Genomic DNA, 20,027 nt, shown 5'->3' on the forward strand with positions numbered 1-20,027 from the left:
ACAGGTGACACCACGGGACCGGGTGTTGGTCCACTTCACGGCGGACCTGGTGATCCTCACCATTCGCGGCGGCGCGTTGCACGTGCTGCTGGTGGAGCGCGCTAACGAGCCCTTCGCGGGCCTGCTCGCCCTGCCCGGCGGGTTCCTGCGCGGCGCTGAGACGGTGCGGCAGGCCGCCGAGCGGGAACTGCGGGAGGAGACCGGTGTTGACCCGGCCACCCTCCACCTCGAACAGGTCGGTGTCTACTCCGCACCCGACCGCGACCCCAGACCGCGCCGGGTGATCACGTGCGCGTTCCTGGCCATCGCCCCTGACCTGCCCGTGCCCACCGCTGGGTCGGATGCCCGGTCGGCCCGCTGGACCCCGGTGGACGACCTCTTGGGTGGGGCCACGCGCTTGGCCTTTGACCACGACCAAGTGCTCGCCGACGCTGTCGAACAGGCTCGCGAGAAGCTCCGGTTCAGCACCGTGGCGACGGTGTTCTGCGAGCCCGAGTTCACCATCAGCGACTTGCGGGAGGTCTACGAGGCGGTGTGGGGCGTCGAGTTGGACCGCCCCAACTTCCACCGCAAGGTGACCGACGCGGACGGCTTCATCATCCCGACCGACGGCAAACGAGCGGTTCCCACCGGCCGCCCCGCCCGCCTCTACCGCGCGGGTCCCGCGGATGTCCTGGACCCGCCGATGGCGCGAACCGCGCGGACCCGCCCGAGGTTCTGAACCACCTGTCCCACAACACCCTGCCTGGTTGTGCGCTCTGCCGGAGCCAGGGGATTCAGGCGTCGCGCGAGCGGAGGACGACGTAGCCGCCGATGAGTGCTGCCACGGCCCACGCCGCCAGGACGAGCAGGCCGGTCCATGGGGTTGAGGCCGCCCGCCGCCTGCGCCCCCACCTGCATGACCTGGGAGCCCGCCTGGTCCGGTAGGAACCTCGCCAGTTCCCGGAGGCCATCCACACCCGCCGCGACCGGGCCCAGGATGAAGATGAGTCCGTACATCGCCACCAGGGCGCGTACGGCGCCGCGCACCATCGTGGCCACCCCGATGGCCAGTACGCACATCAACGTCAGGTAGAGCGGGGCGCCGATAACGGCCCTGACCGTGCGCCGAAGGTGACCAGGCACAGGTGGCCGAACCGTGCGGATCTTGACCAGTTCGGCGCGCAGGACGGGGATCGGCGCTCGTAGGTTGATCATGCTGCCGGCGTGCCCGCCCGTCGGCGCGCCACATCGGCCCCAGGGGTGGATCTCCTCCACCTGCGGGCAGGTGGAGGAGATCCGCGGACGAGGCTAGCTGTATGAGGCCATGACGTTGGACGCCGGTGTGGAGCCGTGTGGCTGGTGGTTGGTTTCCGGCGGCGGTGTGGGGGCGATGGTAGTTGTAGTGCACGTTCCAGACGGCCAGTGCGTCGGTGCGTTGTTGTTCGCTGGTCCAGGCGTGGGCGTAGAGGGATTCCTCGGCCAGGATGCGGTGGTAGCGCTCGACTTTGCCGTTGTGGCGTGGGGTGTAGGGGGTGATGCGCTGGTGGCGGGCGCCGCGCAGGACGGTGGCGAAGTCGTGGGCGCGGTAGCAGGCGCCGTTGTCGGTGACGACGCGGTGGATGTGGGTGATGCCGTGGGCGGCGAAGAAGGCCCGTGCGCGGTGGGTGAAGCCGATCGCGGTGACCGCTTTCTCGTCGGGCAGGGCTTCGGTGTAGGCCAGGCGGGAGAAGCCGTCGACCGCGGAGTGCAGGTAGGTGTAACTGCGCCGCCCGCCGGGCTTCCCGGCGGTGGTGTTCTTGGCGCGTTCGACCTGTTTGGCCTGCTCGCTGCCCTTGCCGTGGACCCGCCATCCGCCGCCGTCGGGGATGACGCCGACCTTCTTGACGTCCAGGTGGACCATGTGGCCGGGCCAGCGGGCCACGATCCGTCGCGGCACTCGGTTGTTCTCCCCGGTGGGGTCGAGGAACCGGCGGCGGTTGAGGCCGAGGTGGGCCAGGTGCCGGCCGACGGTGCGCACCGACACGGTCGTGCCCTCGGCGGCGAGTTCCAGGGCGATGCGGCGGGCCGACCACTTGCGGTCCCGACGCAACCACTCGATCCGGACCACCACCTCGGCCGGGGCGGCGGTGGGCTGCCGACGGGGAGCGCTGGGGCGGTCGGACAGGCCGGCCTCGCCGAAGCGGCGATACCGGTTGACCCACTTCGAGGCGCATTGCCGGGAGATGCCCATCTCGGCGGCGACGTGGGCGATCGGACGGGTTCGGCAGCGTTGTACCAGACGGGTGGCGGCCTTCGACCGACAGCGGGGCGTTACGGTGGAGCACGGACGGGTCTTTCCACTCGGCGGATGTGTTGGTCGCACTTCTCATCCTGCCGCCGAAAGACCCGTCCCCTCGTCTCAGCCCCTACCAGCCGTCACCAACGTCATGACCCGCAACAGCTAGCTCCGCCCCATCATCTGGCACACCATGGCGTTGACCGTCTTGTCGAACAGCGACCCCGGTTCCTGGTTCAGGTCCGTCGCCACGAAGAGCACCGCGCTGCGCTTGCCTGCGCGGTCCTGGTAGGCGATGGTGTGGTAGCCCGGGAAATCGCCCGCGTGGCCCCAAACCCGGCCGCAGGGCGTGTCGACGTAGTAGATGCCGAGGCCGTAGCCGCCGTTGCGCTCGGGGACCTCCACGGTCGTGAGCATGTCGCGCAGTTGCGGCCGCTCGAGGAGTTCGCCGGTGAGCAGCGCGCGGTAGAAGCGGGCCACGTCCTGCTGCGTCGACACGACCGCGCCCGTCGCGCCCGCCAAGGTCGGGCTCCACGTCGTGGTGTCGGTGCGGGTGCCGTCCGGATTCGCCGTGTAGCCGTGGATGTGGTCGGGACGCACCCGCGCATCGGTTGCCAGGTAGGTGTCCCGCAGACCAAGCGGACTGGTGATCCGGTCGGCCACCAGTCGCGCCAGGGAGCGGCCGGTGGCCTGCTCCGCGATCAGCCCGACCAGGAGGTAGTTGGTGTTGCTGTAGGACCACCGGGTACCCGGCGGGAACAGCGGCGGACGCCCCAAACCCACCGCGATCAGCTCGCGCGGCGACCAGCCGCGCGTCGGGTCGGCCATCGCGGTGGCCAGCCACTCCGGGTCCTCGGAGTAGTCGTACAGGCCGGTGGTCTGGTTGAGCAGCTGCCGGACCGTGATCCGGTCGCCACCGGGGACCGTGCCGGGCAGCCAGCGCTCGATCGAGTCGGTCAGCCGGATCCGGCCCTCCCCGACCAGTTGCAGTACCACCGTCGCGGTGAAAGTCTTGGTGACACTGGCGATCCGGAACGGGTCCGACCCCCGGATGGCCCTTGGCGGGTCGAGCGTCGCGACACCGCTGCCGACGGTGCGGACCCGCTTTCCGTCGTCGACCCGGACCACCGCGCCGGTGACACCGGACCGCACCAACGCGTCCAGCGAATCACGCAGCCCGCTGTCCCCGCTCTCCGCCACCGCCGTCCCGGACGGCACCACCACCAACACGGCCGCCAGCCCGGCCACGATCCACCTGCGCACCTTGGATTCCCCCCTCGGTAAGGATTCGGTGCTACCAGCAGACCGGAATCACCCACCCGCGCGCTTCGGGTATCCCCCGTAGTCCCACAGGGGCACGGAGTCAGAGGTGTACCCGCAACTCGCGCAGACCTCTGGTCCGGAACGAGACCCGCCACAACGGTGCCGCATCGGGGTCGACCAGGCGCGCGTGCGGGAACCGGTGCAGCAGGGCCGTCGCGGCGAGTCGGATCTGCAAGCGGGCCAGCGCGGCACCGACGCAGAAGTGGACGCCGTGGCCGAAAGCCAGGTGCCCGCCCTGACCGCGGTCCGGGTCGAAGTCATCCGGATCGGGGAACTGCCGGGGATCGCGGTTGGCCGCAGCCAGGCTGAGCCACACACGACTCCCCGCGGGGATCTCCACGCCGTCGATCCGGATGTCCTCGACCGCGAACCGCCGCACCGCGTGGGAAAACGGCGTGACCCAGCGCAGCGCTTCTTCCGCTACGGCGGACATAGGTAGCGACCCGTCGCGCACGCGCGCGGCGTGGCGCGGGTGCCGGAGCAGCGCCAGCAGGGCGGTGCCGATGCCCGACGCGGTGGTGTCGTACCCGCCGAACAGCAGGAGGAACACCAGCGCCACCAACTCGTCCCGGCTGAGGCCGTCCGCGGTGATCAGCGCCGTCAGCACGTCGGACCGCGGCTCCGCGCGCTTGCGTTCGACGAGCTCCACGAGGTAGGCGTGCATCTCCGCCATCGCTCGACGGGACCGTTGCGCGGCCTCGGGATCGGGGGCCACCAGGGTGTTCGTCCAGTCGCGGAAGTGGTCGCGGTCGTCGGCGGGGATGCCCAGCAGGTCACCGATGACCAGCAGCGGCAACGGCATGGCGAGCCCGTCGACGAGATCGGCCGCGTCCGGCGGGAGGCGGTCCAGCAACCGCTCGGCGCCCACCCGCATCCGCTCCCGCAGCCCCTCGACGCGCCGGGCGGTGAACGCGCTCGTGACCAGCCGCCGGATCCGGGTGTGGGCGGGCGAATCCATGTTGAGCAGGTGGCCCTGCAGGACCGGGGGCAACGACGAGTCGACCTGGTCCGCGCTCCACCGGTTGTCCAGCGACAGCCGCGGATCGGTCAACGCCGCCCGCACGTCGGCGTAGCGCGTCACCAGCCAGACCGCGGTCCCGTCCGGCGCCGCGGCCCGGCACACCGGCTCGTCGTCGAGCAGCCGCGCGAGCACCGGATAGGGATCGGTGACGAACGCGTCGTCCATGTGCAGCAACGGAAACCTCCCGACGGGGGCGACCTGGCCGCTGCCCCGTGTCCCACCCCAGGCGGGCCGGTGACCACCGACCGCTCCGAGCATACCCGGCAAGATCAACACGGGACCGCGGTCGGAGACCGGAAAGCGCCCCCGCGCACCAGGTGCGCGGGGGCGGGGGCCTAGGTCAGGGGCCCTCGATCTCGCGGTAGCGGTCCAGCTCCGCGCTGCCGTCGCACTGGGTTTGGTTGCGCACCGCCAGGTAGCCCGCATCGGTCATGGCGAAGGAGAACACGCAGCCGTTGCGGTCCACGGCGGCGGCGGGCTGGCCGACGTGCACCGAGCCGAGGTCCGACCAGGAGGTGGCGTAGCCCGCGTCCGGCCCGGTCTGCTTCGTCGTGCTCTGGCCGGAACCCGCGTTCCCGGTGAACACCTGGATGCGCGCGTCCGCGATCGCCGCCGAGTCCGCCCAGGGGCCCGGAGCCTCGCTCGCCGCGACCGCGCCGGTGCCCGCCTGGCCGCCGATCTCCTCGCCGTACGAGCTGAACGACCCGTCCGAGCGCTGCCAGGTGTGGCCCACCAGGCCCGCGAAGTCGTGGTCGGAGTTGGTGGCCAGCCGGTAGAACACGTCGAGCCTGCCGTCCTTGTTGTGCACCACCGAGGGCGGGCCCGCGGGCTCGTACCCGGCCAGCTTCGGCTGCTCGGTGAAACCCTGCCCCGGCGCCGCGCGCCAGTGCCGGATACCGCCGACGCTGCCGTCGATGGTGTAGGCGAACACGTCGACCCCGTTGTCCCGGTCGACCGCGATCGCCACCGGGTCCTGCACGTACGGGCCGCCCTCGAGGTCGTCCCAGGCGGTGTCCCACTGGCCGTTGGGGGTGTGCTGGCTGATCACGCTGACCCCGCCGCCGCCGTTCCGCACCGCGACGCGCAGCAGCCCGTCCGGGCCGAGCACCGAGACCGGCGCGCCGAGCTGGGCCACCTGGTCCGGGCTCACGTTCGGGTTGCCCAGCGTCCCCCACTGGGTGGAGAAGACGCCGTCCACCGCGACCTGCCAGGTGGTCACGATGTCGTGGGTGTCGGCCCGGCGGGCGAACACCTGGAGCCTGCGGTCGGCGTTGCGGTTGACGGTCACACCGGGCAGCAGCGGCCACGGGGTGGTCAGCACCTCGCCCTTGCCGAACTCTCCGTTCGCGCCCTGGTACCAGGTGACCAGGCGACCGCTGAGCACGGCGAACGCCTCAAGCCTGCCGTCGTTGTTCGCCCCGACCCAGGTCGTGCCGGTCGGGTACCGGGTGTACATGCGCTTGGTCCAGGACAGGTAGGCATCGTCGTCCGCCGCGGTGTGCACGTCCCAACCGTCGTAGGCGAAGAAGGTGTTCGCCTTCTGGTCGCGGCCGCCGTAGGGGAAGTCGAGCCCGGTCAGGTTCACCTGGCCGTCGGAGATGTTGTAGTCGCGGTAGTTGATCAGGTCGACGGACCGGCGGCCGGTGGTGTCGGCGTACTCCTTGACCGCCTGGTCCGCGAAGCGGGCGGTGTGGACGTGGTCGTCGTGGTCACCGTGGATCTTGGGGTCCGGCTCCGGGTCCTGCACCCGGACGACGGTGGGGTGGTAGCGGCCGAGCAGGCCGCGCAGCACGTCCAAGAGCCGGTTGTGGTCGTAGGTGTACCGGGGCGCGAGGGTGCCCCAGGCCAGCACGGTTTTCGCGGTGGCGGTGCCCTCCCACAGGCGCATCAGGCTCTGCCCGCCCGCCGGGGCGACCTCGGGGTCGTCGTCGGCGGTCTCCGGCACGTTCAGGAAGACCAGCGCCACCTCGGGCCGGTCGCGCAGGGTGTACTCGTCGACCACGACCGGTCCCTGGCCGGTGTCGACCCGCACCGTGCCGTGGTCCCACTCGTCGGCTTGGCCCGCCATCTGCGCGTACGCGGCCTTGGCGCCCTGCTGCCTGCAGTAGGCGTACTCCTCGCGGACGAGGTCCCGCGCGGTCTTGCAGCGGTCGCGCTCGGGCAGCGGCCCCTGGTCGCCGGGTTCGTGGGTGTTCTCCCCCGCCGTGACGAAGATCGTCTTTACCGGCCGCCCCGCTCCGATCGAGTTCTGCAGGTCGGGGTTCATGAACAGGATGTCGTCGTCCTGGTGCGCGACGACGTGGACGATCACCGGGTCGGGCGGGCCCGCGGGAGCGGCCGAACCCACGGCGGGAACGGCGGCCAGCGTCACCCCCACCACGGCGACGGCACTCGCGAGTCTTTTCCTCATCAACGCTCCTCGTTATCGAGAACGGCGGATTCGCCGGTCACAAGTGAAGACGTCGACTGTGGTTGTGGCGATACGGGGGAGCGTCGATCCCACTTTACCAGTATTCATTTCCGCAGCTCACCATGGGCGGCAGTTTCGCTTCTGCCGCTCAGGCAGTTTTCTGGGGAGCCGCTGAACGGGGTTGCGGTGAGACCGTCAAGAATTCATGTTCAATTTCGTGAGCCCGCTGGATTGTTCGGGTTCCGGCCGCGAAAAGCGCTCAGGGCGACACCCCGTAATGGGTGGCGAGCGCGGCGGCGCGGTCGCGCGGAGCGGCGCGCAACCACGGTGGCGACAGGGCCTCCGCGTTCGTGCCGAGTTGCCACAACGCCCTGTTCGCGCACGGTGACCAGGCCGATCGGGTCCACCGTGCGCCACTTCGCGGCCTGGTCCGGCACCGCGTACCGGATGCGCAGCCGGTGCCCCGCGACCACCGCGCGCCGGATCGCGGCCAGCACCGCGTCGGGCACCTCCTCGGCGACCAGCCCGCGGGAGAGGAGGTCGGTCTCCGGGTCGACGAGCAGGCGCTGGACCGCGCCCGCCGCGGTGGCCCGGGAACCCTCGGGCAGCGCGTCGACCACCTTGCGCATCGCCGAGGCGAGGGCCGGGCCGAGCCCGAACGCCCGCGCGCCGCGTCGGGCCCCGGCGACGAGCAGGGCCAGCGCCTCGTCGTGGGTGAGCCCGGTGGACGGACCGTCCACAACGAACCGAATGGAACAGACGTGGCAGTGGCGCGAACGGTGATCAACCCGGCGACGTGGTCGGTGGCGATGGGGTTCAACCAGGGGGAGGTCGTCTCCGGGCACACCCGGACGCTCTACGCCTCCGGCCAGACCGCGATGGGCGACGACGGCAACCCCCGGCACGCCGGTGACATGGCGGCGCAGGTGGCGCTGAGCCTCGACAACCTGGCGGCCGTGCTCGGCGCGGCGGGCATGTCGCTGGCCGACCTCGTCCGGCTCACCGTCTACACGACCGACGTCGACCTGCTCCTGCGGCACCACGGCGTGCTGACCTCGCGCCTGGCGGCGGCCGGGGTGGCGCCGCACACGACGCTGCTCGGCGTGGCGCGGCTGGCCATCCCGCCGCTGCTGGTCGAACTGGAGGGCACCGCCGTCGCGTAACCCCGGGGTACATCAACACCCGGAGACGCAACAGGGCCCGTCCGGCCGTTGTGGATCTGGCCGGACGGGCCCCGCCTGCACGGTCGTTGCAGGGATTAACGACCCTGCAGCGACTTCACGTTGTCGCCGAAGCTCCAGCTCTTCGAACCGTCCCAGTTCAGGGACCAGGTCATGAGACCCTTGAGCTGGCCGCCACCGGTGCTGCTCCACGCCTGGGACACCAGCGAGGGGGCCATGTAACCGCCACCCGCGCCCGGCTGCGCGGGCAGACCCGGGACCTGCTTGTCGTACGGGACCTTGATGGTGGTGCCCTGGATGACCAGGCCGTTGTTCAGGCAGTCGGTCTGGACCTTGAAGCCCTGGACCGTGCCCGCCTGGTACGAGTCACCGGAGCAGCCGTACATGCTTCCGTTGTAGTACTGCATGTTGAGCCACCAGAGCCTGCCGTTGTCGGCGTACTTCTTGATGATCGGCAGGTACGCGCCCCAGATGGAGCCGTAGGTGACGCTGCCGCCGGTGACGTAGGCGGTCTCCGGGGCCATGGTGAGGCCGAAGTTCGACGGCATCTGGCCGAGCACGCCGTCGATGATCCGGATCAGGTTCTGCTGCGAGGCCGACAGCGTGCCGATGCTGCCCGAACCCGACAGGCCGGTCTCGATGTCGATGTCGATGCCGTCGAAGTTGTACTTCTTCAGGATCGGCACGACGGTGGCCACGAACTTGTCCGCGACCGTGGACGAGCTGAGGTCGATGCCCGCGGTGGCTCCGCCGATCGACATCAGGATGGTCTGGCCCTGCGCCTTGGCCGCGCACATCTCGGCGGGCGTGGAGACCTTGACGGTGGCGTCCATGCCGTCTTCCCACAGCACGGTGCCGTCGGAGCGGATCACGGGGAACGCCGCGTTGAGCACGTTGTAGCCGTGCTGGCGGATCACCGGGTTGGCGATGGAGGTCCAGCCGAACGGCGGGTGCACGCCGTTGGTGGAACCGTCCCAGTTCTCCCAGTAGCCGACGAGGACCTTACCGGCGGGCTTGGACTTGACCGCGCAGGTCTCGCCGCCCGGGTCGGTCGTGGTCGTCGTGGTCGGCGGGGTGGTGGTCGTAGTCGTGGTGGTCGTTGTTGTTGTCGTGGTGGTGGTGCTCGTCGGCGGAGTTGTGGTGGTGGTCGTGGTCGTGGTCGTCGGCCGCGTGGTGGAGGTGGGCGGGTTGCCGTCGCAGGCACCCAGGTCCTTCCACAGCGACTTCGAGGAGGCGGGGTTCCACCCGGCTCCCGGCCAGGCGGTGTGCGCGACTAGGGCGCTGTACTGCCTGCTCTGGTAGGTCACCTTGGCGCCCGCGGCGTAGGCGGTGCCCTCGGCCCAAGCCGGGGCGTCACAGGCCGCGAAGGCCGCCGCGGAAGCCTGCCCGTTAGCGCCGACCGCGAGCGTTGTCGCCCCAATAATGGCAACACTGGCAACCGCGGCGATCGCGAATCTCTGGGATCTCACTAATCTTGATGGTAAAGAAAAGTTCCACATACTGTGATTATCGTAAAACCCACAGTCCCTGTCCATACTTGCGCGTGCGCCACCGACTCCCCGTCGCGCCCCACCCCGTCACGTGGACGGTTTCCCTCGCGGCGCCACCTCGACATCCCCAGGTCAGCGGCCTGTCGGCTGTGACGATCCGTGATTGGCGCCAACCGGTCGTGATGTCGATCAGTCCGAGAGAACGACAACCTAACCCGGCTTCATAACAGGTATCAACCCCTCGGTCGCGGTGTCGCGGGAGTTTCGACATCCACCGGTTGATGTCCGATTGCGGAGCCCTTGCCGGGTGTCACCGAAAATGGGCGGACAATCGGTTGACCGCCGAGTGGTCGGACGTCCGATGAGCCCGCCGACATGGCCTCCACACCCGCTGGGGGAGCGGTTCCGCCTGCTGGTCCTGTTGCTCCGAACCGCCGGGGGACCAGCGCGTGACCAGGCCTGCGCGGTCTGTCTGGCGCCCCTTTAAGCTGTCCGCCCTAGGAAGTTGTTCGCCCTAGGAAGTTGTTCGCTGGGGAGGGCAGATGGGGGCGGGTACGTACGTCGATCCCGCCGCGGACGAGCCGACGGTGCGGCTGGAGTCGCCCGCCGCGGCGCGGTCCAGTGGGTTCCGGACCGACATCCAGGCGTTGCGGGCGGTCGCGGAGATCCTGCGCACCGGCCGGGTGCGGTTGGGGCGCTTCTACGCCCGCCGCGTGCGGCGCCTGCTGCCCGCCGCCTTCCTGGTGCTGGGCGTGAGCCTGGTCGCCGCGTACTTCCTGCTCCCGTTCCAGCGGTGGGAGACCAACGCCCAAGAGGCCGTGGCCAGCGCGCTCTACGCGGAGAACTGGCTGCTGGCGATCCACTCGGTCGACTACTCGGCGTTCACCGCCGTGGCCAGCCTGTCCCAGCACTACTGGTCGCTGTCGGTCGAGGAGCAGTTCTACCTGTGCTGGCCGCTGCTGCTCCTGCTGCTGTTCAAGATCCGGCAGCGCCAGGCGCAGATCATCGGCATCGCCGCCGTCGGCCTGGCCTCGCTGGCGTTCTGCGTGTACTTCACCGACGCGTCCAAGAGCCAGGCGTACTTCGTGACGCCGACCCGGGTGTGGGAGTTCGCCCTCGGCGCGCTCATCGCGCTGGGGGCACCAGGCTCGTCCTGCCCCGGGTCGCGGCGGGCCTGGCGGCGTTCGCGGGCCTGGTGCTGATCCTCGGCTCCGCAGCGCTGTTCGACCACGACACCCCGTTCCCCGGCTACCTGGCGCTGCTGCCCGTCGTGGGCACCGGCCTGGTGATCCTGGCGGGCAACGGCGGCGAGCGGCAGTGGCACACCCCGCTGTCGGCGTCCGCGCCGGTCCAGTTCCTCGGCGGCATCAGCTACTCCCTGTACCTGTGGCACTGGCCGCTGATCGTGCTCGCCCCCTTCGCGCTCGCGGACACGCTGGACAAGGGCCGGCTGGGCGGCGTGCACCAGGTCGGCATCCTGGCCGCCGCGATCGTGCTGGCCTGGCTGTCCAAGGTCCTGGTCGAGGACCGGGGCATCTCCCTGGGTGCCCGGCTGAAGACCCGGACCAACTTCATCGCGATGGTGGCCGGGATGGCCGCGGTCGCGCTGGTCGCGGGCGGCCTGGTGTGGACCTACGACCGGCACACCGCCCAGGCGGCGAAGGAGTGGAACGAGCAGGAGCCGTCCCGCTGCGTCGGCGCCGCGGCGATGGTCGCGGCGAACGGGTGCGCCGACCCGTTCGGCCCCGCGCGGCGGCCGATCAGCGACGAGGACGCGCCGTGGCTCGGCGGCAAGGGCATGTGCGTCAACAAGGAGATCCTCCCGGGGGACACCAAGACCACCGGCGTGTGCGACTTCACCGGGGGCGCCCCGAACCGGACGGTCGTGTGGGTGGTCGGCGACTCGCACGGCGAGCAGTGGCAGGCCGCACTGCTGCCCATCGCCCGCGAGCAGAAGTGGCTGGTCAAGCTGGGTCTGCTGGGCGGTTGCCCGTTCGCCGACATCCCGTTCGTGGGGTTCCAGGGCAGCAAGGACCGGGGCTCCGCGGCCCGGTGCACGAAGTGGGTGTCCGACCTCAACAAGGTCATCGTCCAAGACCGCCCGGCCAAGGTCTTCGTTCGACCCCCTGACCGAGGCGGCTCGCAACTCGAAGAACCCGGGGGTCTCCCTCATCGACACCACGGACAGCTTCTGCGACCGCAAGTACTGCTACGCCGTGGTCGGCGGGGTCGTCGTCTACTTCGACCGGAACCACATGAGCATCTCCTTCGGACGCACCCTCCGACCTGTGCTCGCCCAGGCCCTGGGCCTGCCGACCGGCTGAGCCCGCGCCGACCGGGCGGTGGCTACTCGTCGAGCGCGTCGAGGCCGGTGAGGTCGTCGATGATGTCCTCGATGATCAACCCCGCCTGGTTCGGCTCGTCGTCCGCCCGCAGGCCGACCGCGGTCAGTTCGGTGACGAGCACGGAGAGCAACGTTTCCACCAGGTCGGCGGACGCCGATTCGGTGGTCCGCAGCACCCACGGGTTCATCCCGGCCTTGGCCGCGACGTAGACCAGCACCTCGAACCGACCCCGGGACCCGGGGTACCACGGCGGCACCCGAGCCGTCACCGCACCGACCCGCGCACACCCGCCGCCGCCCCCCGGGGCGCGCCCACCGCCATGACCACCCGGCTATTCGAGCACACGCCCTACTGCAGCCAGATCTGGGCCGCGGCCAGCACGATGGGCAGGGCGACCAGGGTGAAGTGGGTGAACAGCGACACCGTGCCCATGCGGAGCGGGCGGATGGTGGCGGCGCGGCAGCGGTCGATCTCGCTGAGGTACGGGGCCATCGCGGGGATGTGGGTGTCGGGGTCGATGCCCTGGGCCTCGGCGATCGCGCGGATCTGCCGGATGCGCAGGGCCGCCGCCTTCTCCCCGGCCCGGCGGAAGAGGACCCAGGGGACGAAGGTGAAGACCGGCATGAGGAGCACGTAGAGGACGACGAGGAAGGCCACCCAGCTGGCGTTGGTGATGCCCAGTGAGATGAGGATGGTGGACAGGCTGGTGCCCAGCAGGGCGTTGGCCCACATGACCGTCCGGTAGAAGCGGGCCAGCGGCGCCCAGCCGTGGCGGTTGTCCTCGTTGAGCCAGTCCGCGCCCGGGTCGACGAGGAAGTGCATGCCGATGGTGACGTAAACGGCGATGAGCCCGACGAGGTGGAAGAGCAGGACGATGAAGATCGCGTAGCTGGCGAGCGCGAGGTAGATGGTGAACGCGAGCGGGTGGTCGATGCTGGCCCACCAGCCGCGGTAGGCCGCCTGGAGCCACTCGGCGCGGTCGGCGCCTGCCAGCTCGGACGGGGCGAGGGTCTGGAAGAGGCTGTTGCGCATGCCGAGCACGAGCAGGCCCGCGAGCACGATGGAGAGCACGCTGAGCGGCACCAGGTAGGTGAGCCAGCGGTTCGACACGGCCCCCACGACCCGGCCGACGAAGTGGCCGAAGGCGGTCTTGTTGTCCCGGTCCCGGACGATGGTGTCGATCCGCAGCAGCCGCGAGATGATGTTGAAGTTGCCGCGGAACGCCTCGCGGGGCAGCGGCTGCTCGTCGTTGTCGTCGGGTGGCACGGGGCCGGGCTTGGCGATGATCGCGCCGCTGCGCGCCAGTCCGGACAGGCACTTCGACATGTACTGCCAGTGCCGGTGCAGCAACACCGTCCCGGCGACGACGTTGGCGGTGAGGATCCACGTCGGGATGTCGCGCACCAGCGGGAAGGTCGTGTCGGACTCCGCCGCGGGCAGGCGCAGGATCCGCCGGAAGTCGTTGGCGAACTGGAACTCGTCGAAGCTCCCGACCATGCCGGAGGACGCCGCGGCCAGCAGCACCAGCGCGGTGAAGCCCGCGCCGATGAGCAGGAACCACGCCGAGTGCCGGTCCCGCAGCGCCCCGCTGGTCCGCCCGAACAGGAACGGGTTGAGGTCGACGGTGGTGATCCGCCGTTCCTCCAACGGGTTGGTGGAGATCCGGGTGTGCTGGCCGTTGTGGCTCCCGGACCGGGCCTCAGCGGTCATGTCGCGCGCTCTCCGCGATCAGCGCGGCCAGTTCCGCCGGGTGTTCGAGCCAAGGCCAGTGCCCGCAGCGCCGGATCACCGCGTCGCCCTCGACCCGGACCAGCTCGCGCACCAGCACGCGGTCCTGGTCCCGGATGAGCGGGTCGCGGTCGCCGGTGATCAGGTCGACGGGTTGGGTGACCGCGCGGAGAATGTCGTCGTACGGGATTCCCTTGGCGGTGAACAGAACCCGCAGCACGGCGGGGCTGCCCGTGCCGGTGAGGGTCTCGACGAGCAGGCCGCCGTCGAGGCTGTCGGGCGCGGCGACGAAGGGCCGCAACAGCAGTCGCCGCAATGGTTTCACCCGGGCCAGCGCGTTCAACACGGGGCGCGGTACGGGGAACAGGCCCGCGACGAACTGCGTGGCGACGGTGAGGCCGAGCATCGGCGCGCGCAGCGCCCGGGTCGGGTGCTGCGCCATCTCGGACGCGCGCACCAGGGCGCCGCTGACGAAAACCAGCCTGCGGAAGCGGTCCGGCGCCAGCGCGGCGACCCGGGCGGCCAGCACGCACCCCACAGAGTGGGACACCAGCACGCCGTCCCGCACGTCCTTCTCCGCGCACAACCGGACGATCGCCCGCGCGGACTCGTCCACGCTGAACGCGCCGGTGACCGTGCGGGTCCGGCCGAAGCCCGGCACGTCGACCGCGATCGCCCGCGCCCCCGCGCCCAGCAGGCGGACGATCTCGCTCCACTGCTCCAACGACCCGCCCAGGCCGTGGACCATCAGGTAGGTCCCGCCCACCGCCTCGCCCTGCTCGCGGTAGCGGACCCCGTGCTCGGTTCCCATCGTGCTGACCATGGCGGGCCTCCCGGCTGCGGCACTCGGCATGGATCTCGCGCCCGGCCGCGGCGGCATTACCCCGGCTCGGCGCCGCGGTCCGAAAGTCGCCACGAAAGATGACAACCGTTGGAGCGAAAGGCTGATCCGCTCCCGCGAGCCGCGTTCAGGGCGCTTGGTCCGCCGGTGGCGTGACCACGCCCCACCAGAGGTAGTCGCGGGCCCGGGTGGCGGCGACGAGGTGCCGTCGCGCGCGGAGTTCCTGTTCCGCGGGGTCGTTCGGCTTGCCGGACCGGGTGAACGCGACCGCGATGACGGCCTGGAAGTCCAACCCCTTGGCCCGGTGCACGGTGCCGATCTTCACCGTGTCCTCCGGTTCGCCGGTGTACTGGTCCAGGTGCGCCACCGGGACCCCTGCCTCGCGCAGGATCGCGGCGCACCGCTCCAGGTCGCGGTGGTTGAAGGTGATCAGCGCGGTCCGACCCCTGGGGACCGGCAGGGCGGCGATCGCCCCGGTCAGCGCGTCGGGGAGTTCGGAGTCCGTGCCCGTCCACGGTTCGGTTCGGCCGCCGGGGTTCGCCGTCTCGGCGTCGCGCAGGGCGACCCCCGCCGCGCCGTCGAGGTCGTCCACCTGGTTGGTGGCGTCGAAGCGCCGGGCGAAGTCCAGCACGGCGGCCCGGTTGCGGTAGTTCACCCGCAGCACGGCGCCGCGGCCCTGGACCGGGATGCCCGCCTCGGACAGCCGCCAGCCGCCGGGGTAGACCTGCTGCTGGCCGTCGCCCACGAGCAGCAGCCGGTTCGGGCCGTCGCCCGCGAGTTGGCGCAGCAGGCGCAGCCCGGTGAGGGTGATGTCCTGGACCTCGTCCACGATGACCGCCGCGTAGGGCACTTCCAGCGGACGGGCCGCCAGCTCCGCCCGAGCGATGGCGACCAAGTCGTTGTAGTCGCTCAGGTCCTTCTCGGCCAGGTGCCGCTCGTACGCCTCGTACAGACCCCAGACCGCGGTGCGCTGCGCGGGGTTGAGCGCGAGACCGCGGCCCCGGCGGGTGACCCGCAGGTATTCGTCCACCGTGGTCAGACCGCGGCCCTTGATGACCCGGTCGACCTCGGCCTGCCAATAAGCGGGCGCGGGCTCCAGGTCCGCCAGCGCCGCCCGGTGGGACAGCCAGGCCAGGTTGAACGCGGTGGCCACCTGGGCGCGCCACTGGGTCACCGGCCTGCCGCGCTCGGCGAGGAAGTCGCGGGCCCAGGCGTGCAGGTTGACGAACCGAACCCGGTCGGCGAACTCCGGCGCCATCCGGTGGAAGGTCCCCTGGTGCACGGCGGGCAGGGTGCGCACGAACGTGGTGAACAACAGCGGTCCGGTGCTGCGGCGGGCCAGGTGGAGCAGCCGGTGCAGGGCCACCACGGTCTTGCCCGTGCCCGCAGGCCCGCTGATCCGGGCCGGGCCGCCGTAGTTGCGGGCGACGACGGCCTGCTGCTGGGGGTGCAGGAACGCCATCCAGCTCTCGAAGGGCCGCTGCTGCGCGGCGGCGAGCTGGTCCGCGGTCAGGTCGGCCTCGTCCAACAGCCCCGGCGCCTCGGCCGCGCGTTCCACCGGTTCCACCTCGACCCGCCGGTACCCGGTCAGCCGGTGCGCGGCCTGCGCGGCGATCGACTGGGCCTGGTCCCGGGTGAGGACGGCGGCTTCCCGGCGGAACAGCGCGTCAAGATCCTGTTCCGGCACCACCCGGTACAGCGGACTGGGCGACGTGACCCGCTTGCCACCACCGGGCAGGACGACCAGGTGGCGCAACGCGCTCGACGCCAGCACCTGCCCACCGGGACCGCGAACCCCGGCGAAGCGCTCCTCCGCGTGCCGGGCGACGGCCCGCGCGGTCGCCTCGTCCGGTAACCGGTCGCGGATCAGGAGGGAGCACACGCCCGCCGGACCGATGAAGTACGCGTCGGCGACGTCCGAAGGCGACCCGGGGTGGAGGAACAGCCGCCACCGCTGCGCGGTGCGGACAAGCAGCGCCGTGCACACGCGGCGCCCCAACGGGTCCAGCCAGGGGGCGTCGCGGGTGAGCACCTCGGTCGCCCGCCGCTGGAGCTGCCGCTGCCTGCTCTGGTTCATCGTCCTCCGCTCGTCGCCCCACCGGCAGGCTATTGCGGAGCGTTACGGGCAGGGGACGGTCCGCGATCGACCACCCGAACGTCGTAGCGGCGCGCTCATGACGATCCGCTACCGACCCTCGACGGCCACCAACTGTCCACAGTGGTCTGGGCGGGCGGGGTGCCGGGGGCGCGGGGGCCCGCGCCCCCGGCACTTCACCGCTGGGTCAGCGAGTCGGCGAATCTCCGCCACGCCTCGGCGTTGGCGCGCGCCAGGTCCGCGACCTCGCCCCGGTGGTGGGCCGCGACGATGCTGGTCAGCCGGGTCCACTCCGCCTGGCCGAGCGTGCCCGCCTCCAACCACCGGAGCAGGACCCGCCCGGCGTCGGTGAACCGCATCGACGGGTCTCGGCGCAGGATGCGCAGCGCCCGCACCCGGTCATCCGCGTTCGACCCGGTCGCCTGCGCGGGTTCGGCCCTCGGCTTGCGCTCCCGGTCGCCCTCGGCTGCCCGGCCGCGCTCCGGCACCGGGTCCGCCCCGCGCCGCAGCCGCTCGCGCACGTCCCACGCCGTCGACAGCGAAACCCCCGCCGCCCGCGCGATGTCGCGCAGCGGGGCCTGCGGGCTGTCGGTCATCAGCTTGACCGCCAACCGGCGGCCCGCCGCCCCGTCGAGCGGCCTGGTGCGGCCGTCGCGCCCCAGGCGGGCGCCCGCCTGCGGCCCGGCCGAGGGCGAGCGCCCGCGGATGCTGGAGACCGTCTTCGCCGAGAGGCCGGTGGCCTTGGCGATGGCCCGGTCCGACCAGTCCGGGTGGGTGCCGATGATCCGCGCCGCGGACGCGGTGCGGTCGCGCATGGACAGCGGCAGCCCGTGGGTGACGTTGGACTCGACCGCGAGCACGAACGCCTCGTCCTCGTCGCCGTCGAAGAAGCGGACCCCGATGGTGTCGTGGCCGCGCATGACGGCCGCCTGCAGGCGGTGCATGCCGTCGATGATCCGCATCGTGGCGCGGTGCACGATGATGGGTGGCAGGTCGTTCTCCGAGTCCGCCAGCGCGCGGATGTGCTCGACGTCCTCCCCGCCCAGCCGCGGCGAGTCCGACGGCAGCAGCGCCCGGACCGCGACCACCTCGACGGCCTGCGCGCCCCCGTGCTGCCGCCACCGCCCCAGCGCCGACCACCCCGAGGTGCTCGGCTCCGGATCCGGTTGAACCTCCCCGGTCATGTTCCCCCCCAACAAACAACGGTGTGCGGTTCTTGTGGAGCGCCCGGGTCCACCGCGTCCGGGCGCGTGGCAGGTCAACTCCGCTGGGCCCCGCCGCGTCCGGTGACCGCCGCGACCACCAGCAGGACGACCCAGATCCCCGCCGGGAAGACCCAGTACGGGAAGGGCCAGTTCGACCCGGTCAGCCCCAGTACCAACCAGACGAACACGGCGATCAGGCACAGCACCCCCCACCACGTCAGCACCCTGCGCCAGTTGGCAGAAACATTGCTCATTTCCTGGTGTCCGCCTATTCTTGAGTTATCACTCGATTACGCCGAGTCTTTTCCTCGGTCGTTACCTGGCCATACCTGCGCGGCCGCCCATATTTTCCGTGGGCACGCGGAGCCGATGTCATCGGGCGCGGATGCGGCTTAGGTGTCGTGGAGTCAAGGTACCAGGAAACCGTGCTCGGATAAACCGGCGGCTGGTTTCGCGGGCGTCGCGCTCGGCTTGCCGGTGCCGCCTGAAATGCACCACATTCGGGCGGCTTTCCTGAACAGTAGATTAACTCGAACCGTATTGCAGATGTCCGACCGGCGGTGAAACGGTGTTGAAGCCGGCCAGTGCGGCGGTGGCCATCGCGGTCACGGCGGGTCCCAGCGCGGCGCCGACATCGGGCGCGAACCGCGGCGAGTGGTTGGGTTCCAGCGCGGCGAGCTTGGCCGCGGCGCCTACCCCCGGTGTCGCGGCCCACCGCCGCGGCCCCACGACCCCGACCATCCAGTGCACGAGGTCGATCCCCCTGCCGCCGTGCAGATCGGTGCCCGCGGGACCGAACAGCGCGAAGTCCTCGCACGCGGTCGCGGGCGGCCAGGCGGCAACGCGCGCGGCACCGAACTCGGCGGTGTGCGCGGCCCGCACCCACCGCGCCGTCGGCCCGACGGATTCGGTCACCGGTGTCCGCGCCACGACCTCCACGGCACCGCGCACGGACTCCGTGCACTCCTCGGCGACAATTCGCCGCACCGCAGCGATGACGCCGTCCAACGCGTCTTCCGCGAATGCCCGGGCCATCACGGAAAGCGTCACTTCCTCGGGTACCACATTCACGCTCACACCCGCGAGCAAGGCCCCAACGGTCACCATCGCGGTTTCCCCGGTGGGTGAAACCGCCTCGACCCGCAAGCGTGTGGCGAGCGCGGCCAGCGCGCCGACGGGATCGACGCGAGCCGTTGCCGCGTGCCCTCCCGGCCCCCGCAGCACGACCCGCAGCACCACCCCTGCCGCGAGCGCGGGCCCGTCGGCAGCGTGCGCCACCACCGCGGCGGGCAGCGGCGCGCAGTGCTGCGCCAGCACCGCGTCCGGCACTCCGAACCGCTGGTACAGACCATCCGCCAACATCGCCGCGGCACCCCGCAGCGTCTCCTCTTCCGGCTGCCCGACCACCACCAAAGTCCCACGCCACCGGTCGGTGGCCGCGGCGAGCACCCGTGCCGCCCCGGCCACGGCCGCCAAGTGGAAGTCGTGCCCGCAGGCGTGCGCCACCGGTGTGCGCACGCCGTCGGGGGTGGTCGAGACGACGTCGCTCGCGTAGGCCAACCCGGTCCGCTCCCGCACCGGGAGCGCGTCGAGTTCCGCCCGCACCAGGACCCGCCGCCCGGGACCGTTGCGCAGCACCCCGACGACCCCGTGACCACCGACCCCGGTGGTCACCTCGAAGCCGTCGGCCCGCAGCCACCGCGCCAACGCCGCCGCGGTCGCGACCTCGGCGCCCGACAGTTCTGGTTCCCGGTGCAGCCCGAGGTAGAGCACCAGGGCTTCCCGCACCACCGACGGCGCGCGGGCGAGGAGGTCGGACACGGTCAACTCCAGCGGTGTCGGTCGCTGACACGAGGTGTCAACGCGGTGAGAGCCGGTTGTGGGTGGGGTTGGGCTGGAATGGGCGGCAGGGGACCGGCGACGGCGCCGGACCGCCACCAGAGGGAGGAACCGTGAACGACCACAAGGGGTTGGCTTCGCTGGCCGACGAGATCCTGCGGCTGGAGACCGAGACGTTCGAGATCTCGGACTACGCCGACACCAACGACGTCGTGCTCGCCGCGTGCACCAGCTCCAGCAGCACGAGCACCTGCAGCAGCACCACCAGCACCACCAGCTGCAGCGCGTGAGC

Annotated in this window: 13 protein-coding genes and 6 pseudogenes; 6 read left to right on the top strand and 13 right to left on the bottom strand. The window is 71.3% G+C overall.

Annotated features, from left to right (window positions below; translation table 11 throughout):
* Positions 1–4 precede the first annotated feature (4 nt).
* Positions 5–721: an NUDIX domain-containing protein gene (locus V5P93_RS10860; RefSeq protein ID WP_104483596.1), complete on the top strand. Its 717-nt coding sequence runs from the start codon at positions 5–7 to the stop codon at positions 719–721.
* A 569-nt stretch (positions 722–1,290) separates the two neighbouring features.
* Here the strand turns inward: V5P93_RS10860 and V5P93_RS10865 are convergent.
* From V5P93_RS10865 to V5P93_RS10885, 5 genes and pseudogenes are all read right to left on the bottom strand, one after another.
* A pseudogene (locus V5P93_RS10865) lies at positions 1,291–2,306 on the bottom strand (IS481 family transposase).
* 116 nt (positions 2,307–2,422) lie between these two features.
* Positions 2,423–3,520 carry a serine hydrolase gene (locus V5P93_RS10870; protein ID WP_104482538.1) on the bottom strand — a complete coding sequence of 366 codons (1,098 nt, stop codon included), beginning with the start codon at positions 3,518–3,520 and terminating at the stop codon, positions 2,423–2,425.
* 100 nt (positions 3,521–3,620) lie between these two features.
* The gene (locus V5P93_RS10875) at positions 3,621–4,766 is read right to left on the bottom strand and encodes a cytochrome P450 (protein WP_104482537.1); all 1,146 of its coding nucleotides are present in this window, start codon (positions 4,764–4,766) and stop codon (positions 3,621–3,623) included.
* Positions 4,767–4,941: 175 nt separating this feature from the next.
* Positions 4,942–7,011, bottom strand: a complete 2,070-nt coding sequence (locus tag V5P93_RS10880; protein WP_104482536.1) for a PIG-L family deacetylase — start codon at positions 7,009–7,011, stop codon at positions 4,942–4,944.
* Between the two features lie 353 nt (positions 7,012–7,364).
* A pseudogene (locus V5P93_RS10885) lies at positions 7,365–7,736 on the bottom strand (helix-turn-helix transcriptional regulator); the annotation flags it as partial.
* A 42-nt stretch (positions 7,737–7,778) separates the two neighbouring features.
* Here V5P93_RS10885 and V5P93_RS10890 point away from each other — a divergent pair.
* Positions 7,779–8,174, top strand: coding sequence for a RidA family protein (locus tag V5P93_RS10890; protein ID WP_104482535.1), 396 nt, complete (start codon positions 7,779–7,781; stop codon positions 8,172–8,174).
* Between the two features lie 95 nt (positions 8,175–8,269).
* Here V5P93_RS10890 and V5P93_RS10895 read toward each other — a convergent pair.
* Positions 8,270–9,232 (bottom strand): annotated as a pseudogene (locus tag V5P93_RS10895) (chitinase); the annotation flags it as partial.
* A gap of 183 nt (positions 9,233–9,415) precedes the next feature.
* Positions 9,416–9,727 (bottom strand): annotated as a pseudogene (locus tag V5P93_RS10900) (carbohydrate-binding protein); the annotation flags it as partial.
* Positions 9,728–10,224: 497 nt separating this feature from the next.
* On the opposite strand from V5P93_RS10900, the gene V5P93_RS10905 reads away from it, so the two are divergent.
* From V5P93_RS10905 to V5P93_RS10915, 3 genes and pseudogenes are all read left to right on the top strand, one after another.
* Positions 10,225–10,884, top strand: a complete 660-nt coding sequence (locus V5P93_RS10905; protein ID WP_104482533.1) for an acyltransferase — start codon at positions 10,225–10,227, stop codon at positions 10,882–10,884.
* A pseudogene (locus V5P93_RS10910) lies at positions 10,878–11,129 on the top strand (acyltransferase); the annotation flags it as partial. The gene V5P93_RS10905 and the pseudogene V5P93_RS10910, both read left to right, overlap by 7 nt.
* A 676-nt stretch (positions 11,130–11,805) precedes the next feature.
* A pseudogene (locus V5P93_RS10915) lies at positions 11,806–12,006 on the top strand (SGNH hydrolase domain-containing protein); the annotation flags it as partial.
* 369 nt (positions 12,007–12,375) lie between these two features.
* Here V5P93_RS10915 and V5P93_RS10920 read toward each other — a convergent pair.
* From V5P93_RS10920 to V5P93_RS10945, 6 genes are all read right to left on the bottom strand, one after another.
* A complete protein-coding gene (locus tag V5P93_RS10920; protein ID WP_104482531.1) occupies positions 12,376–13,737 on the bottom strand; it encodes a hypothetical protein in 1,362 nt (453 codons plus the stop codon).
* On the bottom strand, positions 13,727–14,566 hold the full coding sequence (locus V5P93_RS10925; protein ID WP_181043844.1) for an alpha/beta fold hydrolase: 840 nt from the start codon (positions 14,564–14,566) through the stop codon (positions 13,727–13,729). The genes V5P93_RS10920 and V5P93_RS10925 overlap by 11 nt, the downstream gene beginning before the upstream one ends.
* Positions 14,567–14,723: 157 nt before the next feature.
* Positions 14,724–16,673: a UvrD-helicase domain-containing protein gene (locus tag V5P93_RS10930; RefSeq protein ID WP_104482529.1), complete on the bottom strand. Its 1,950-nt coding sequence runs from the start codon at positions 16,671–16,673 to the stop codon at positions 14,724–14,726.
* 194 nt (positions 16,674–16,867) lie between these two features.
* Positions 16,868–17,875: a ParB/RepB/Spo0J family partition protein gene (locus V5P93_RS10935; RefSeq protein WP_104482528.1), complete on the bottom strand. Its 1,008-nt coding sequence runs from the start codon at positions 17,873–17,875 to the stop codon at positions 16,868–16,870.
* Positions 17,876–17,949: 74 nt separating this feature from the next.
* The gene (locus V5P93_RS10940; protein WP_146108310.1) at positions 17,950–18,150 is read right to left on the bottom strand and encodes a hypothetical protein; all 201 of its coding nucleotides are present in this window, start codon (positions 18,148–18,150) and stop codon (positions 17,950–17,952) included.
* A gap of 271 nt (positions 18,151–18,421) precedes the next feature.
* The gene (locus V5P93_RS10945) at positions 18,422–19,717 is read right to left on the bottom strand and encodes an amidohydrolase (RefSeq protein ID WP_181043843.1); all 1,296 of its coding nucleotides are present in this window, start codon (positions 19,715–19,717) and stop codon (positions 18,422–18,424) included.
* A gap of 131 nt (positions 19,718–19,848) precedes the next feature.
* On the opposite strand from V5P93_RS10945, the gene V5P93_RS10950 reads away from it, so the two are divergent.
* The gene (locus V5P93_RS10950; RefSeq protein ID WP_104482527.1) at positions 19,849–20,025 is read left to right on the top strand and encodes a thiazolylpeptide-type bacteriocin; all 177 of its coding nucleotides are present in this window, start codon (positions 19,849–19,851) and stop codon (positions 20,023–20,025) included.
* The last annotated feature ends 2 nt before the right edge of the window (positions 20,026–20,027 follow it).

Origin of the sequence: Actinokineospora auranticolor (genome assembly GCF_041897805.1) — a bacterium.
GTDB lineage: Bacteria > Actinomycetota > Actinomycetes > Mycobacteriales > Pseudonocardiaceae > Actinokineospora > Actinokineospora auranticolor.

What these genes read in the sequence shown, in the direction of transcription:
- V5P93_RS10920 (WP_104482531.1), bottom strand. Translation starts at nt 13,737, where the DNA reads ATGACCGCTGAGGCCCGGTCCGGGAGCCACAACGGCCAGCACACCCGG.
- V5P93_RS10875 (WP_104482537.1), bottom strand. Translation starts at nt 4,766, where the DNA reads ATGGACGACGCGTTCGTCACCGATCCCTATCCGGTGCTCGCGCGGCTG.
- V5P93_RS10880 (WP_104482536.1), bottom strand. Translation starts at nt 7,011, where the DNA reads ATGAGGAAAAGACTCGCGAGTGCCGTCGCCGTGGTGGGGGTGACGCTG.
- V5P93_RS10930 (WP_104482529.1), bottom strand. Translation starts at nt 16,673, where the DNA reads ATGAACCAGAGCAGGCAGCGGCAGCTCCAGCGGCGGGCGACCGAGGTG.
- V5P93_RS10935 (WP_104482528.1), bottom strand. Translation starts at nt 17,875, where the DNA reads ATGACCGGGGAGGTTCAACCGGATCCGGAGCCGAGCACCTCGGGGTGG.
- V5P93_RS10940 (WP_146108310.1), bottom strand. Translation starts at nt 18,150, where the DNA reads ATGAGCAATGTTTCTGCCAACTGGCGCAGGGTGCTGACGTGGTGGGGG.
- V5P93_RS10905 (WP_104482533.1), top strand. Translation starts at nt 10,225, where the DNA reads ATGGGGGCGGGTACGTACGTCGATCCCGCCGCGGACGAGCCGACGGTG.
- V5P93_RS10925 (WP_181043844.1), bottom strand. Translation starts at nt 14,566, where the DNA reads ATGGGAACCGAGCACGGGGTCCGCTACCGCGAGCAGGGCGAGGCGGTG.